This window comes from Streptomyces wedmorensis, assembly GCF_000716445.1.
Taxonomy (GTDB): Bacteria; Actinomycetota; Actinomycetes; order Streptomycetales; family Streptomycetaceae; genus Streptomyces; species Streptomyces wedmorensis.
This window is the reverse complement of record NZ_JNWK01000010.1, coordinates 22,560-37,848: the sequence shown is the minus strand read 5'-3', so window position 1 is coordinate 37,848 and position 15,289 is coordinate 22,560. Positions and strand designations below refer to the sequence as shown.

The 15,289-nt window shown below is 74.2% G+C and carries 11 protein-coding genes; 5 read left to right on the top strand and 6 right to left on the bottom strand.

What is annotated here, in order from left to right; all coding sequences use genetic code 11:
• Positions 1 to 199: 199 nt before the first annotated feature.
• The 3 genes from OO54_RS10785 to OO54_RS10775 all read right to left on the bottom strand — a co-directional run bounded on the left by OO54_RS10785 (position 200) and on the right by OO54_RS10775 (position 4,955).
• Positions 200 to 2,464, bottom strand: coding sequence for an alpha-N-acetylglucosaminidase (locus tag OO54_RS10785; RefSeq protein WP_033202645.1), 2,265 nt, complete (start codon positions 2,462 to 2,464; stop codon positions 200 to 202).
• A gap of 154 nt (positions 2,465 to 2,618) precedes the next feature.
• Positions 2,619 to 3,839 carry a GNAT family N-acetyltransferase gene (locus OO54_RS10780; RefSeq protein WP_033202644.1) on the bottom strand — a complete coding sequence of 407 codons (1,221 nt, stop codon included), beginning with the start codon at positions 3,837 to 3,839 and terminating at the stop codon, positions 2,619 to 2,621.
• Positions 3,840 to 3,926: 87 nt separating this feature from the next.
• Positions 3,927 to 4,955, bottom strand: a complete 1,029-nt coding sequence (locus OO54_RS10775) for a winged helix-turn-helix domain-containing protein (protein WP_033202643.1) — start codon at positions 4,953 to 4,955, stop codon at positions 3,927 to 3,929.
• A 61-nt stretch (positions 4,956 to 5,016) separates the two neighbouring features.
• On the opposite strand from OO54_RS10775, the gene OO54_RS10770 reads away from it, so the two are divergent.
• A complete protein-coding gene (locus OO54_RS10770; protein ID WP_078905144.1) occupies positions 5,017 to 6,039 on the top strand; it encodes an SMP-30/gluconolactonase/LRE family protein in 1,023 nt (340 codons plus the stop codon).
• Between the two features lie 54 nt (positions 6,040 to 6,093).
• Here the strand turns inward: OO54_RS10770 and OO54_RS10765 are convergent, their stop codons facing one another.
• Positions 6,094 to 7,944 (bottom strand): ABC transporter ATP-binding protein, encoded by a 1,851-nt coding sequence (locus OO54_RS10765; RefSeq protein ID WP_078905143.1) that lies wholly within the window; start codon positions 7,942 to 7,944, stop codon positions 6,094 to 6,096.
• Between the two features lie 183 nt (positions 7,945 to 8,127).
• Here OO54_RS10765 and OO54_RS10760 point away from each other — a divergent pair, with 183 nt between their 5' ends.
• The gene (locus tag OO54_RS10760) at positions 8,128 to 9,342 is read left to right on the top strand and encodes a glycosyltransferase (protein WP_033202641.1); all 1,215 of its coding nucleotides are present in this window, start codon (positions 8,128 to 8,130) and stop codon (positions 9,340 to 9,342) included.
• A 104-nt stretch (positions 9,343 to 9,446) separates the two neighbouring features.
• On the opposite strand, the gene OO54_RS10755 is transcribed toward OO54_RS10760, so the two are convergent.
• Positions 9,447 to 10,292 carry an alpha/beta fold hydrolase gene (locus OO54_RS10755; RefSeq protein ID WP_033202640.1) on the bottom strand — a complete coding sequence of 282 codons (846 nt, stop codon included), beginning with the start codon at positions 10,290 to 10,292 and terminating at the stop codon, positions 9,447 to 9,449.
• Positions 10,293 to 10,404: 112 nt separating this feature from the next.
• Between OO54_RS10755 and OO54_RS10750 the strand changes: the two genes are divergently transcribed.
• The gene (locus OO54_RS10750; protein WP_033202639.1) at positions 10,405 to 10,893 is read left to right on the top strand and encodes a MarR family transcriptional regulator; all 489 of its coding nucleotides are present in this window, start codon (positions 10,405 to 10,407) and stop codon (positions 10,891 to 10,893) included.
• A 145-nt stretch (positions 10,894 to 11,038) separates the two neighbouring features.
• On the top strand, positions 11,039 to 11,242 hold the full coding sequence (locus tag OO54_RS10745; protein WP_030213732.1) for a cold-shock protein: 204 nt from the start codon (positions 11,039 to 11,041) through the stop codon (positions 11,240 to 11,242).
• A gap of 74 nt (positions 11,243 to 11,316) precedes the next feature.
• Here the strand turns inward: OO54_RS10745 and OO54_RS10740 are convergent, their stop codons facing one another.
• The gene (locus OO54_RS10740; RefSeq protein ID WP_033202638.1) at positions 11,317 to 12,570 is read right to left on the bottom strand and encodes a PP2C family protein-serine/threonine phosphatase; all 1,254 of its coding nucleotides are present in this window, start codon (positions 12,568 to 12,570) and stop codon (positions 11,317 to 11,319) included.
• 413 nt (positions 12,571 to 12,983) lie between these two features.
• On the opposite strand from OO54_RS10740, the gene OO54_RS10735 reads away from it, so the two are divergent.
• Positions 12,984 to 15,284, top strand: coding sequence for an ATP-binding protein (locus OO54_RS10735; protein WP_033202637.1), 2,301 nt, complete (start codon positions 12,984 to 12,986; stop codon positions 15,282 to 15,284).
• Positions 15,285 to 15,289 lie beyond the last annotated feature (5 nt).

Sequence of the window (15,289 nt, the reverse complement as noted above, 5' to 3'; positions counted from 1 at the left end):
GCATGCGCGGGGCCACGGGTGGCCTCAACCCCCGGGCCCGCCGCCACCGTCCCTGCGCACTCCCCGGGCCCGCCGCCACCGTCCCTGCGCACTCCCCGGGCCCGCCGCCACCGCCGTCCCGCCGAGGGACCGTTCCCGAGTACGGCTTGCATGCCCCCCGCCGCCCTCACGGTCCGCCGGCCCCCCAGTCCGTCGCCCCTCACCCTCTGCCGGCCACACCCCGCCGCGAGGCCTCCCGTCGCGTCGACGTCGCCAAGGCCGCGTGCACCTCGCCCGCAAGCGCCACCGGGTCGCCGGTCGGCTCCGTGGGGTACAGCCGGTGAGCGCGGGCCCAGGCGTCGTCCATGGCGAACCAGTCGACGGGCTCGGGCGCCTTGCCGGACACCAGCGCTCCGTCGAGGCGCTCGAAGAACGCGGCCCAGCGCGGCGCGTAGACGTCCCGGAGCAGCCCGTCCCATTCGCGGTTGGCGTAGTCGTGCAGGCCGGCCGTCTCGCTGGGACCCCGGTCGGCCCAGGTCGTGAGGATCGAGCGGGCGTCGTACTCCAGCCGGTCGCGCTCGGCGGGGTCCGTTCCCCAGGAGCGCGCGGCGGCCAGCCACGGCCCGACCAGGAACCGCCGGTCGGCGCCGACCAGCCGGGCGAGCAGCTCCTCGTCGGCACCCCATTCGCGCACCAGCGCGCGGAACGTCTCGACGTCGCGGGCATCGTACGCCGCCCGGATCCGCGGCAGCAGGACGCGTGCACGGTTGGTGAGCGCCTGCCGTGCCACGTCCACGACGTCGAAGCGGTACGCGTCCGTGTTCCGCAGCCGCGGGGCCACCCGCAGCAGCTCCGACAGCGCCCGCTCCACCGTCTCCGCGTCGTAGCGCATGGTTGTCGGGCTCCAGCGTGCCGCCTTGGCCGTCGTCAGACTCGGCCGCGCGGCGAACAGGCTGTCCTGCGGCTCGCTCCACGTACCGGAAAGTCCGCTGTACGGGCCGAGCCGAAGCTGCTCCCACGCGGCGGCGGCGTGCGGGTCGGCGCCGCCGTAGCGCCGGGCGGCGTACGCGGCGAACCAGGCCCGCTGGTCCACCGGGTCGGACTGCCAGGCGAGTTCGGTGAACAGGTCGAACGCGGCCGGATTCCCGCCGGTGCCCTCCGGAAGGTAGGCGATGCCGCTCAGCGCGCTGTCCGGTTTCGCCAGCCAGGCGTGGAAACGGCTCGTCCACACACCCGTGTTGGCACCCAGGGTGGTGTGCCCGCCGAAGTTGGCGATCGAGCCGAAGGCGTACGGCGTCACGCCCCACTGCTTCTCCCGGTCGAGGTCGTCGTACCGGTCGGACAGACCGTCGACGATCAGCACCCGGCGGCGGTCGACACCGCTCAGGAGCGCCGCGCCGGGGTTCTGCTGCCAACCCAGCATCACCCACGTGGCATCGGGATGCGCGACGTCGAGCGCCCGCTGTACGGCCGCCGCGGCGCGGGCCACGTCGACCGGGCCCGCCTTGCCGCCCTCGTGCAGCAGGTCCATCTTGAACATGTCGCTCTCGCCGAACCGCCGCCGCTGCACCCGGTAGTAGGCGGCCGCCAACTGCTCGAAGACCGGGCCCGTCGGATCGAGCCAGTCCGGCCGGTCGAACCCCACCCACCTGCCCTGCGGCACCGTGACCGCGCCCGGGTTGCGGTCGGCGAATCCCGGCGGCACCGTACCGAAGAACCCCGGCAGCACGGGCGTCATGCCCAGGGAGCGCAGGTGCCGCGCGATCCGGCTCCCCAGCGTCGCCCGGGCCTCGATCAGCTGCTCGGACACCGGCCCCCCGAACCCCGACAGGTTCTGCAGCAGCCACCAGCCCTGGTGGGCGGGACCCGGGATCCAGGCGCGCAACTCCTCCGGGCCGAAACCGAACTCCTGCAGCGCCTCGTAGTACGGGTACTCGGCACCGGTCGGCACGAACACCTCGTTCACTCCGTGCAGCGCCATCACGTCGATGTCGTGCCGGTACGCGTCGAAGTCCCGGTAGGCGCCGGAGTATCCCTCGTCCGTGTCGTTCAGCGCGTACCGGTGGGGCACGGTCGCGGACCGGGTGAGGGCGCCGGACACCGCGGGCAGCGTGGTGGGCAGCCGCTCCACGCTGTCGCCCGGCCATCCGATGTCGATCCCGGCGACCCGCTCCAGGTACCAGCCCACCCCGGCGAGCAGGGTGGCCGGCGAGGTGCCCCGCACCCGGATCGCCCCCGCCCTGCCGGACACCGAGAACGAGGCGCCGGAGGACGGCTCCGCGACCGGGACCAGCGTGAACTGCGCCGCCCTGGAGGGCAGCAGGCGCTCCAGGGCCTCCCGGGCGGGCATCGTGTCGAACGCCGGCGCGGCGGCTGACGCGACGGTCCCCGGCGGGGACAGCGCGCCGGGCGCTGTCGCCGTCACGGCGGTCAGCGCCGCGACGGCGAGTGCGCTGCGGCATCGGAGGGCCGGGCGAGTGGCCATCTGGCTCCCTGCTCGAAGGGGGACGAACGTCGTCCGCCCACTCTCCGACGCCCCGCACCCCCGGCGGCGAGGGCACAACCGGGAACGGGTCGACCTCATCCTCGCGGGTGACACCGCCCGTTCGAGGAAGTGGTCCCACGCGCCGCGCGAGGGATCAGAACCAGTGAAGGCAGTGCGGTGCGCGGTCGGACCGGAAGAGGGCGTCGGCGAGAGCTGCCGCGCCCGGCCGGTGGGCCCGGACGTGTCCGGCACGCACGAGCGTGCTCGGCGCCGTGCCGCCGAGGTACAGCGAGCCCAGGTCCCGCACGTCCAGGGACAGGTGGGGTTCCCGGTCCGTGGGGACGCAGTCGGCCTTGCCGTCGCGGACGGTCAGCAGGTAGCGGCCGTGCCCGCCGAGGAACGGGTCGTCGACGTCGAGGACGAGTTCGCCGTCCGTGAACCAGCCGCGCGCGCTCAGCGCGCGCGGCACGTCGAGGAGACGCACCCAGAGCCAGTCGGTGTCGCGGCTGACCTCGCCCGCGCGGAAGTCCGCCAGCTGCCAGCGCAGCGGATGCCCGGGCGGGACGTGCTTGAACTCGACCTGCGAGACCAGGTCGTGCCCCAGGACGAACCGGGCCAGGGCGGTGAAGACGGCGTCCTCGGTGGCGATGACCTCGTCGACCCGCAGGGTGTCGGGCTCGGCGATCGCATAGCTGACGTATCCGTCGGGGACGCCGTCGGCGTCCCGGTGGACGGCGACGTAGCGCGGTGCCGGCGAGATCGGCGGCTGCCCCGCGCGCAGCGCCCACCACCGGCGCGGCCGGGACAGCGCACCGGGCTGCGCCCGCCGGTAGCGGTCGTAGACCTCCTCCAGCACCTCGCCGCACTCGGCACTGCGCAGCACCTCGATCGAACCCGCCGCCGGCGCGCCGGCCGCGACGCCCGCGCGGGGGGCGACGAGGGCGGCCTGGTGGCGCGCGACCGTCAGCCGCGCCGTGTAGGTCGCCGGTCCGTAGCCGAACCTGCCGTAGATCGTGGCCTCGGAGGCCAGCAGCACGGAGAGGAACTCCCCGCGGTCCCGCAGCCCGGCGAGCTGATGCCGCATCATCGCGGTGAGCACGCCCCGACGCCGGTGCGAGGGCAGGACGCCGACGGCGCTCACCCCGGCGGCCGGGGCCAGGATCCCGCCGGGCAGCGTCAGCTCGAAGGGGTAGGCGCCGGCGGTGCCGACGGGCCTCCCCTCCGCCGTCGTGGCGAGCAGACAGCGCTCCGGTTCGAGCGCCGACCACCAGAGCCCCCCACCGTCGACCGGGGTCTCCGCGAAGCGCCCGAAGGCGGCATGGAGCGTGTCGACGAAGACCCCGAAGTCCTCATCCGTCGTCGAACGAATCTCCATGGCGCCGCTGCCTCCTCGAACCGACGGCACCACCACCTGTGGTGCCCGACCACAGTCCAGCCGCGCCCCCCGGCCCGGGCAAGCGAATTACGGCCGTTCACCGGCGAGCAGGGAGTGGCCGAGCGGAGTGAGGCTGTGGAGCACCGCCGTACCGGTCCGCACGGTGTCGACCAGACCCGCGCCCCGCAGCACGCCCGCGTGCTGGCTGGCAGCCGCCAGCGAGACGGACGCACGCTCCGCGAGCGCCGTGGTGGTGGCGGGGGAGCGCAGCAGCGCCAGCACCTGCGCCCGGGTGCGCCCGAGCAGCGCCGCCAGCGCGGCCGGCCGGTCGCCGGCTCCGTCCGCCGGGCCCGTGCCGGAACCGTCGTACATCGGGTACACGAGCACGGTCGCCTCCTCCGGGCGGTACATCACCATCGGGCCGGTCGCGAACCAGGAAGGCACGAGCAGCAGCCCGCGCCCGCACAGCGGGATGTCGTACGACGACGCCGAGGGCAGGTGGAGCGTCGGCGCCTCCCACCTCCAGGTCGTGCCCAGGGTCGTCAGGAGGGCGTCCACGCCGCCGCGCAGCAGCATCTCGGCCCGCAGCGACCTGTCCGTCAGGGCGTCGGCGCGGATCCTCGGCCACAGCGGCTCCACCGACGCGTGGAAGTAGCGCCGCGTGTCGTCGACCAGGGAGCGGGACGCGGCCGGGGATCCCTGGACGAGCTCGTGGGCCCATCGCCCGGGACGCGCCAACCCGCCGTTCCAGCCCTCGGCCCCGGGTATGCCGAGGTCGAGCGCCAGCCGCTCCGGCGGCGTCGACGCGACGGCCTCCAGCGCGTCGTCGAAGCCCTGCGCGGACGGCTGGAGCAGGAAGTCCGGGACGAATCCGTCCTCGGTGACCAGCTCGGCGAGCACACCGGACCCGGCGGCGACGCCACCGCGCGCCGAACGGTGCCACTGCCGCGCGGCGGGCCGCAGCCGGTGGAACCGCCCGTCGCCCTGGTGGCCCTCACGCCCGCGCCCGAGGCGCACGGCCAGACGCAGGCTCAGGACGGTCTCCGAGAGCGCGTCGGCCGCCGGGGCGAGGGTGATCTGCCGCAGATCGGCGGCCGTGAAGTGTAGGCGGATCATGCTGACCGATTATCGGCCCGACGGACCCTTTCACCCAGGGATGAAAGGCCGTGCGTTCCGCGTGACGACCCAGCAGGCTCCGGGTGTCCACCTCACCGAGCCCCCGTCGGAGGCCCCGCCGATGCGCCGCACACCCGCCCGAACCGCCTGCCTCGCCGCAGCCGTCCTCCTCACCGCCCTCGCCGGCGCACCCGGCCCCGCCGCCGCGCGGGACCTGCCCGACACCTATGTGGTCGCCCGGACACCGGGCGTGCTCCCCGAAGGGATCGCCATCACCAAGGACGGCACCATGTACGTCTCCTCGGACGGCACCGGAGCCCTGTACCGGGGCCGCGTCGGCCGGCCCGACCTGACGCCCTTCCCCGCGCGCGGCCTCGAGGACCGCCCCAGCTCCCTGGGAGTCCACACCGACCGGCGCGGCCGCATCCTCTCCGTCGGCGGCGCCACCCTGACCGTCCACGACCGCCGGGGCAGGCTCCTCGCGACCCGGACCGCCACCGACGGACCGCTCGGCGCGCCCCACCTCAACGACCTGGCCGTGACGGACGACGCCGTGTACGTGACCGACTGGGCCAACCCCGTCGTCCACCGCGCCGGGATCCGGGCCGACGGCACCCTCGGACCGCTCGAACCCTGGCTCGACGTCCGCAGCGCCTTCCCCCAGTTCCCGGCCCGGTACTGGCTGTTGAACGGCATCGTGGCCGACGCGGCCGGCACCACTCTCCTCGTGGCGTCCAACGGCACCGAGGCCGTCTGGCGGATCGACACGGCGGACAAGGGGATCGCCAGACTCGACCTGGGCGAGCAGTCCTTCGGCGCCGACGGCATGGTGCTGCACGGCCGGACCCTGTACGCGGTGCTCAACTACGGGGCCCCGCACGGCGTCTACATCGCCCGGCTGGACGAGGAGCTGAGGACGGGCACCGTCACCCACCGCCTCACGGACGAGGCCTTCACCCTCCCCACCACGCTCGCCAAGCACGGCTGCCGCCTCTACGTGGTCAACAGCCAGCTGAACGAGCCGCCGGGCCGGCCGCCGTACACGGTGAGCGCGGTCGCCGACCCGACGTGCGGGACCGCCTGACCCGCCGCGCCGTCCCCCTGACCCACGGGGGTGGTCAGGGGGACGGTGCCGGTATCACCGCAGGTCCGCCGGCGTGGCGGCGTCACCCGAGGGCGTGACGTCGCCGGCCGCGTCGTCGAGGAAGCCACCCGACTGGTGCTGCCAGAGCTTCGCGTACGAGCCCCTCGCGTCGAGCAGTTCCTGATGCGTGCCCTGCTCGACGATCCGCCCGCGCTCCAGGACGACGAGCCGGTCCATCGTGGCCACCGTGCTGAGCCGGTGCGCCACGACGAGCGCCGTCCGCCCCTCCATCAGCCGCCACAGGGCGTCCTGGACGAGGACCTCGCTCTCGGAGTCGAGCGCGCTGGTCGCCTCGTCGAGCAGCAGGATCGGCGCGTCGCGCAGGATGGCCCTGGCGAGGGCCACCCGCTGGCGCTGGCCGCCGGAGAGCTTCACCCCTCGCTCGCCCACCATGGTGCCGAACCCCTCGGGGAGGCCGTCGGCGAACTCCGTGACGTGCGCCGCCTCGGCCGCGCGGCGGATCTCGGCGTCGGTGGCGTCCGGCCGGGCGAACGCGATGTTGTCCCGCAGCGTGCGGTGGAACATCACCGGGTCCTGGGGCACGTAGGCGATCAGACCGCGCAGGTCCGTCTGGCGCAGCCTGCTGATGTCGTGCCCGCCGACCAGGATCCGGCCGCCGTCGATGTCCGTCATCCGAAGAAGCAGCCGGGTGAGGGTGGTCTTGCCGCCGCCCGACCGCCCGACGAGACCGATCTTCGTCCCGCTCGGCACGTCGAGGTCGAGGCCCTCGAAGAGCGGCTTCGCACCGCCGTGCGCGAAGTCCACCCGTTCGAAACGCACATCGGCGGGCCGGCCGACGAGCTGCTCCGGGGTCTCGGGGTCGTGTACGGACGGCGGGTCGAGGAGGAGCTCGGTGAACTGGGCGGCCTCCGTCATCGAGCTCTCGAGACGCCGGTAGATCTGGTTGAACTCGAACATGATGCGTGTCGCGCTCGCGTAGTACGTGAAGGCCACGATGACCGCCTCCACCCCGTGCTCCGCCCCGCCGAGCCCCAGGGCGAGCACCAGACCCAGCACGTTGGTCAGCACCGACATCGGGGCGACCAGCGTGTCGATCCGCAGGTTGCCGTAGTCCCAGGACCGCAGCGTCAGCCGCCGCGACTCCGCGACGCGCGACCGGTGCTCGGCGGCCTCCCGGTCCTCGGCGGCGAACGCGCGGACCGTGTCCATGTTCATCAGACTGTCCGCGACGTGCCCCGACACCCGGGCGATCGCCTGCTCCCGCTCGGCGACGAGCACCTGGCGGCGCCGGATCAGCGGCGCCGCGCACAGCCCCGTGACCGCGATCATCACCAGGAGCCCGGCGACGAGCAGCGGGTCGTACTGCCACAGCACCACCGACGCGAACAGCAGCGGCAGGAAGCTGCCCATCACGGAGAACGTCAGCGTGTCGACGAACTCCTCGAAGCGCGAGGCGAAGCTCAGGACCCGCTTCGTCAGCGACCCCGCGAAGTTGTCGTGGAAGAAGGCAGCGTCCTTCGCGAACAGCTCGTCCATGCCGATCACGTAGAGGTGCTCGATGCCGCGTGCGTCGAGGCGGTTCAGACAGTGCAGCCCGACGCGCCACAAGGTCTCGGCGAGCAGCAGCACGCCCGCGAACCCGAGGACGTACGGCAGCATCGACCCGATGTCCACGGCCCCTGCGTCGTCCCCCGCGATCCTTCCGACGAGCTTCGCCACGATCAGCGGCGCGATGTAGTTGATTCCGATGTTCCCGAGCGCCGGCAGCGCCATCGCCGGCAGCGTCAGCCGACGCAGCCTGGTCAGCTCCCGACCGTAGTAACGCAGCGCCAGGAGAACCGAACCCTTGCTGGGTAATCCTTCGTGCGATTCAGGTGATCCCATACCCAACCCTGTGTTGTCTTACCGAAAGGTGAGCAAACGGGATTCTCCCGCGCCGGCACCCGCGCGGTCCAAGCGTTTTACGCCCGCCCTCCGCCGGCCCGCCCCGGCGTCCGCTCGCCCCGCCGAGGACAGGACGGGCAGAATCTCCGACCGGACGGAACAAGCGGAACGGGGAGTCACGAAATGCGTGTGGTGCTGTCGACGTACGGGGCGCGGGGGAGCGTCGAACCGATGGCTGCCCTCGCGGTCCGTCTGCGGGAACTCGGCGCGGAGGTGCGGATGTGCGCGCCGCCGGACGAGGAGTTCGCGGAGCGTCTCGCCGAACTCGCGGTGCCCGTGGTCCCGACGGGCGCCCCGGTGCGACCCCTCGTGACGACGGTGACGCCCGGGTCGGCGGCCGGCCTGGCGGAGCGGGCCGCCGAACTGATGGACGCGCAGTTCGGGACGGTCGCCGCGACGGCCGAGGGGTGCGATGTCCTGGTGGCCACCGGCCCGTTGCCCGTCGTCACCGGCGCGCGCTCGGTGGCCGAGAAGCTGGGCATCCGCTACGTCCACGCCGGCCACCAGCCCGTCAGTCTGCCGTCACCGCACCGCAGGCCGCCCGGTCGGCGGGGTCAGCCGTTGCCCGAGGGCGTCACCGACAACCAGGCGCTGTGGGACCTGGACGCGCGAATCGCGGACACGATGTTCGGCGAGATGCTCGCCACCCGACGGGCGGCGATCGGCCTGCCGCCGGTCGACGGCGTCCGCGACTACGCCTTCACCGACCACCCGTGGCTCGCCACGGACCCGGTCCTCTCCCCGTGGCAGCCCACCGGCCTCCGCGTGGTGCAGACCGGCGCGTGGCACGTCACCGACGAACGCCCCCTGCCCGCCGACCTGACGGACTTCCTCGACGCCGGCGCGCCACCCGTCTACGTCGGCTTCGGCAGCATGCCCATGGGTGCCCTGGAACCCGTCGCGCACCCCGCCGTCGAGGCGATCCGCGCCGAAGGCCACCGCGTGGTCGTCTCCCGGGGCTGGGCCGACCTGGTCCCGGTCGACGCCCAGGACGACTGCTTCGTCGTCGGCGAGGTCAACCAGCAGGCCCTCTTCCGCCGGTCCGCCGCCGTCGTCCACCACGGCAGCGCGGCCACCACGACGACCGCCTCCCGGGCCGGTGTCCCCCAACTGGTGCTTCCCCGGGGCGCGGACCAGCCGTACTGGGCCGAGCGCGTCACCCGCCTCGGCGTCGGAACCGCCCACGACGACCCGGCGCCGACCGTCGCCTCCCTCGCGGCCGCGCTCCGGACGGCCCTCGCCCCCGAGACCCGCGTCCGTGCCGCGGCCGTGTCCGGCACGATCCGCACCGACGGCACCACGGTGGCAGCCAAGCTGCTGTTCGACGCCGCCGGCTGAGGGATACGACCGGTCCCGCCGGCTGACAGGCACGACCGGTCCCGCCGCGGTCGGCCCCACCGGTCCTGGCCGTGGGTCCGCGGCCGGGCCTGCGCTCCGTCCCCTCACCTGAGTACGTCCTTCAGGGCCCGCGCCGTCGCCCGGGGAAAGGCGGTGTTCCCGTTGTGCCCGCCGGGGAACTCGACGGGTCGCGTGTCCAGCCGTGCCGCCAGGGCCAGGGCGCAGCGGTAGGTGTGCACCCGCGGCGGGGTCGTCCGGCCCGTCGCGGGGATGATCCGCGTGCCGGCGTGCGCGGCGGCGCGCGACGCCTCGTCGGGGTGGAGGGCGTCCGAGGTGACGGCGGTGAACTCGGTTCCGATGAAGTGACCGAAGTTGGCCTGGCGTCGGGGGGTCAGCGGCTGCGGGGTGAGGCCCTCCTCGGTCTCCTCGTGCGCCGGGTCGATGCCGAGGTGGCGGGCGATCGCGGGGAACGCGGCCGACAGGCCTCCGGTCGCGTAGGCGTGCTGGATGGCGGCCAGTTCGGCGATGTGGTCGTCGCGCTCGGGGTCCGGCAGCAGTCGCGGCATGACGGGCTCGTGGGCGATGAGCGTGCGGAGCGCGCCCGGGTGGCGGGCCACGACCTGGAGGCCGATCGCGGCGCCCATGCTGAATCCGGCCATCAGGGCGGGCTCGTCGGTGGCTTCGGCGAGGATCCGGGCGACGTCGTCGGCGTGGTCGGCCATGGTGACGGGAGCGGCCGGCGAGTCGAGCGTGCTGCGGGACAGGCCGCGCCGGTCGTACGTGATGACGGTGAACCGGTCGGTCAGGTGCGGGACGAGGTCGACCGTGCGGTCCGCGTCGCCTTCGCCGCTCTGGGAGAGGAGGAGGACGGGCCCGCTGCCCTCGACCCGGTAGTGGAGCGTGGCGCCCGGGACGACGAGCGTGCGGACGGTGGCGACGGTCGTGGCCATGATGGTTCCCCCTTGCCGGCTGTCGTCGGCGTCTCCGACTGACACCACGACAGTAACCCATCTATCTCGATGCATCAATATTGATGCATCGATCACGATGTACTCTGGGGTGATGAACGGAGTCGAACTGTTCCTCCTGGGACGCACCCTCATGAAGATCGGCGAACAGGCCATGCCCCAGGCCGAGTCCGGTTCACCCGGATCGGTCCGCTCGGTCCTCGTGGTCCTCGGCGATCTCGTCTCCCACCCCGGCACGACGGTCGGCGAGATCGCCGCCCGCACCGGGCTGCCGCAGAGCCAGGTCTCCACCGCCGTCGCCCGGCTCCAGGAGGCCGGCTCGGTCGACACCCGCCCCGACCCCGCCGACCGCCGCCGCCGACTCATCCACCCCGCCGCGAACCCCTCCGCCCGCGTCGCCGAGGTCCGCGCCGCCACCATCGACGACGCGCTCGCCGCGGCCCTCGCCGACCCCGACGGCACCGCCCCGCACCCCGACACCCTGCGCGAGGTCGCCGACGCCCTCGACGTCCTCTCCCGCCACCTCGTGCCCGCGGTCGCCACCCGTACCCGCGCCCGCCGGCCCGGCATCGAGGCCCGCTGACCGCCGGTCGGGAAAAAGTTCCGTAAGAAGATCGGATTGACGGGTGTAGGGACGCGTGGGGAGGGGGAAGACGCGTGTGGGTGTCCGTGGAAGGGCGCTCCAGGGGTCCGATGCGGCCCCTGCTGAATTGACCAGAGGGACGAGCATGGCCAGCGGCACTGTGAAGTGGTTCAACTCCGAGAAGGGGTTCGGTTTCATCGCCCAGGACGGCGGCGGCCCGGACGTCTTCGCCCACTACTCCAACATCTCGGGCAACGGCTACCGCGAGCTGACGGAGGGTGAGGCGGTCACCTTCGACATCACGCAGGGCCAGAAGGGCCCGCAGGCGGAGAACATCGTCCGCGGCTGAGTTCCCGGTCACCCCGCTCTTCCGACGGCGCCCGCACCCCGTGCGGGCGCCGTCGGCATGCCGCGACGCGTCCCTCAGACGGCGTACGGCCGTCCTGCCTCCGACGGGGGCCGGAGACGGAGCACGACCAGGGCCGTGTCGTCGGTGCTGCCCGTCGGCGGGAGGAGGTTCCCGAGGAGGACGTCGGCCAGCGCGTCGGGCGCGGCCGTGTGGTGCTCCGCGAGGGTACGGGTGAGCCTGGCCAGGCCGGTGTCGATGTCCTCGCGGCGGCGTTCGACGAGTCCGTCGGTGTAGAGGACGAGCACGGCGCCGTCGGCGAACCCGGTGTGCCCCTGCGGGCGGGACGCGTGATCCGGGCTGGCCCCGAGGGGCGGGTCGGTGGCCCCGTCGAGGAGCACCACCGTGCCGTCGGGATGACAGAGCGCCGGTGGGGGGTGCCCCGCGCTGCTGTACGTGAGGGTGCGGCTGTCCCAGTCGATGAAGACGGACACCGCGGTGGTGGATTCCGCGCCGTAGAGGTCGCGGGCGTACAGATCGAGCACGTCGAGCGCCTGCGCCGGCCCGTCGGCGACGCGGGACGCGGCCGACAGGGCGCTGCGCAGCTGCCCCATGACGCCGGCGGCACGCAGCCCGTGGCCCACGACGTCACCGACCGCGACGGCCGTACGGCCGGGCAGGTCGACCAGGTCGTACCAGTCGCCGCAGACGTTCAGCGCCCCGGTCGCCGGACGGTAGCGCACGGCGGCCTGATGGCGGCCGAGCAGCCGCGGCGTGGGCAGCATCGCCTCCTGGAGGTGGAGGGCCACCTCGCGTTCGCGGGCATGGGCCCGGCGCAGCCGCTCGTTGACCTCCTGCAGCTCCCTGGCCCGGGTGTAGAGCTCGGACTCCAGGATCTGCGCACGGTCCTCGCCGCCGCGGGCCCGGATGAGCTCGGTGACCTCCTCCACCCGGTGCAGCAGCAGGGCCACGGAGCCGTCGGGCGCGAGAACGGGCGTGTTGACCGGACTCCAGTACCGCTCCCGCCACTCACCGGGCCGGTCGGGGTGCTCGACGTCGTAGCGCTGCAGCGCCATGCTGTCGCGCTCCCCGGTGGCCGCGACGCGCTCCAGCGAGGCACGCAGGTTGCGCATGCCGGTCGCCGACGGATCCTGGGGGTTGTCGGGAAAGACGTCGAACAGATAGCGGCCGATGAGCTGCTCCCGCGTCCGCCCGGATATCGACAGGAACGCCTCGTTCACATCCGCGTACACGAGCCCCGGCGTCAGCAGCGCCACCGCTCCCGGCATCGCCTGGAAGACCGCCTGATAGTCGATTCCGGGTCCGCTCACCGTCCACCTGTCCCCGTGCCGCCGCTCCCGTCCTGAGGCTGCCTCCACGGTAGGCGCGAGCCCCCGGCGCGGCCTGCGGCATTGAGCCGTTCGGCCCCCGCCGGGAGCCCCTCCGCCCGTCACGCGCGTCTCCCGAAGCGGGTCGGACCGGTCTCCGTGCGTCGGTCTCCCGGCGCGCCGGACCGGGCCCGCGGCCGGTGTCGGTCACGCGTTCGCCCGTTCGTCGTGGCGGGTGGTTCCTCCGATGTCCGCGCCACCCACGAACGGGGGAACGCGTTGGGGTTGCCGTGACGCCCGTGCAGTGACGGTTCTGCAATCGGGACCTGCGGCTTTCCGCGCCGATCCGCACCTTGGCGGTCGGTGGCGTCCAGTGACCAGTACGACGACCAGTACGACGACCTGGATGGTGGGGCATGCCGGAGATGTGGACTCGCGGTGAGGGACACGACGCCCGGCTCGTGGAGCGCCTCCGCGGCGGGTGCGACCTCGTCGGACGGGACGGCGAACTCTCCGCACTCCGTGCCGCCCTCTCCGCGCATCGCCTCGTCACCGTGACGGGAGCCGTCGGCACGGGCAAGAGCAGCCTGGCCCGGACCGTCCTCGCACCGACGTCGTACGGCCCCTGCCGGGCGACCGTCCCGGTCCGCTGGCACGACGGGATCCCCGTCGGACGCCGCGCGCTGACGGGGAGGATCGCCCGAGCCCTCAGCGCATCCGGCCCGCCCCAGGACGCGACCGGTACGGACATCACCGCGGTCGTCCGCTCCTTCCCGCCCGGGGACGTCCTGCTCCTCCTCGACGACGTCGACCCCGTCCACACCGAATGCGTCGGCCTCGTCCAGACCCTGCTGATGGCCCTGCCGGCGCTCCGCGTCCTGGTGACGGCCCGCCGCCCCCTCGGGCTCGGCGACGAGAAGGTCGTCCACCTGGGACCACTGCGGGGCGACGCCGCCCCGGCCCGGGGCGCCGCCCGCGAGCGCGCGGCCGAGCGGACGCCGGCCCTCTCTCCCGCCGCGGAACTCCTCCTGTCCCGCGCACGGGAACGCGGCTGGAGCGAGGAAGCCCCCGATCCGGCAGCGGTGGCCCACGTGTGCCGACTGCTCGAAGGAGTCCCGCTCGCCCTCGAACTGGCCGCGGCCCGACTGGGGGAGTGCACCCTCGCCGAACTGGCCGCCCACATCGAGGACGACCAGTGCCGGCTGGCCGACCCCGCCCCCGTCCTGCGGCGCCACCGCTCCCTGCGCACCGCCGTCGGCGCCGTACACGCGCTGTGCGAACCGGCGGCGCGCACCGTATGGCGCCGCGTCAGCGTCTTCGCCGGGCCCTTCACCGAGGCGGCGGCGGTGTTCGTCTGCGCGGACTCGGGCCTCGCACCGCGCGACGTGCCGCCCGCCCTGGCGCTGCTCACCGCCACCGGCGTGCTCCAGGTGCTCGGCGACCCGGGCGCCGTCCGCCGGCCCCGCTACCGCATGGCCCGCTCCGCCCGTGACTTCGGTACGGAACGACTCACCGCGGCGGGCGAACTAACCGTCACGCGAGACCGCCACGGCGTCCACTTCCGCGGCGTCGCCGCCGTCGCCGAGACCCTGTGGAACACGGGCCTGCAGCGCCAGGCACTCCAGGCCGTCCACGAGGAACACGACGACCTGACGGCCCTGGTACGCCGAGGCACGGGGCTCGCCGGCGCCGCGGTCACCGACGTGGACCTCCGCGGCCCGGAATCCACGTGCGCGGAGGCCACCGACCCGGACCCGGCCGGCCTGGACCTCGCCGCCCCGGCCCCCGCCCGCCCCGACCTGGCCGGCACGGACCCGGCCGCTGCGGACCCCTCCGGCGCAAGCCCGCCCGGCCCGGACCTCATCGGCCCGCCCTCCGCTCGCCCCGACCTCATCGGCCCGGCCCCCGACCCCACCGGCACGGACCCGGCCCGCGCCGATCCCACCGGCCACGCCGAGACGGCGCTGGAGACCGTGCTGCACCTCTGGTTCTGGTGGACGGTGCACGATCACGCCGCGGAAGGCAGCGCCCACCTGTGCGCGCTGCTGCCCCGGCTCCCCGCCGACAGCGCGCTCGTGGCGCGCGGACGGTGGCTCGCGGCCTGGCTGTGCGCGGGCGAGGACCCGCGCGGGGCGCAGCACCTGTTGGACCTCGCTTGGCCGGTCGCCGTGCTCGACGGCGACGAGGCCCTCGTGGGCCGCATCGCCCATGTCCACGGGATCCTGGCCTGGGAGCGGAGGGACGTCGAGTCCGCAGCCGCGTACTACCGCGAGGCCGCCGACACCGTGCCCATCGGGGCTCCCGGAGGCCCGCCGCCGATGGTCAGCCTCGCCGCCCTGGCCGTCGTCCAGGCCCACCACATCCCCGCGGCCGCCGTCCGCACCGCCCGCCGTGCCCTCGCGCAGGAGACCGGCCGCAACGACGCCTGGGCCACCGCCCTCGCGCACTACGCCCACGCCCTCGCCGACCACCGCGCCGGCCGTGTCGGCCGCGCCCGCCACCGAGCCCTCCGTGCCCTCGCCGACCTCGAATCCCGGGTCGACGCCCCCCGTGCCCGCACCGCCCTGCGCCGCCTCCTGACCTCCCTGGATCCGGTCGCGGTTCCCTTGCGTACGCCCGTACCGCAGTACCGCCCGCCGGCACGCCCCCACGCGGGTCTCCTGCCGCGGCCGGCGGTCAGGAGAACGGTCCCGACGGCGCTCGATCAGGTCGAGTAGCCGTC

Bases quoted from the DNA above. Each gene is read 5' to 3' on its own strand.
- OO54_RS10750 (WP_033202639.1), top strand. From the start codon at position 10,405: ATGAACGGAGTCGAACTGTTCCTCCTGGGACGCACCCTCATGAAGATC.
- OO54_RS10780 (WP_033202644.1), bottom strand. From the start codon at position 3,839: ATGGAGATTCGTTCGACGACGGATGAGGACTTCGGGGTCTTCGTCGAC.
- OO54_RS10775 (WP_033202643.1), bottom strand. From the start codon at position 4,955: ATGATCCGCCTACACTTCACGGCCGCCGATCTGCGGCAGATCACCCTC.
- OO54_RS10760 (WP_033202641.1), top strand. From the start codon at position 8,128: ATGCGTGTGGTGCTGTCGACGTACGGGGCGCGGGGGAGCGTCGAACCG.
- OO54_RS10735 (WP_033202637.1), top strand. From the start codon at position 12,984: ATGCCGGAGATGTGGACTCGCGGTGAGGGACACGACGCCCGGCTCGTG.
- OO54_RS10765 (WP_078905143.1), bottom strand. From the start codon at position 7,944: ATGGGATCACCTGAATCGCACGAAGGATTACCCAGCAAGGGTTCGGTT.
- OO54_RS10745 (WP_030213732.1), top strand. From the start codon at position 11,039: ATGGCCAGCGGCACTGTGAAGTGGTTCAACTCCGAGAAGGGGTTCGGT.
- OO54_RS10755 (WP_033202640.1), bottom strand. From the start codon at position 10,292: ATGGCCACGACCGTCGCCACCGTCCGCACGCTCGTCGTCCCGGGCGCC.
- OO54_RS10785 (WP_033202645.1), bottom strand. From the start codon at position 2,464: ATGGCCACTCGCCCGGCCCTCCGATGCCGCAGCGCACTCGCCGTCGCG.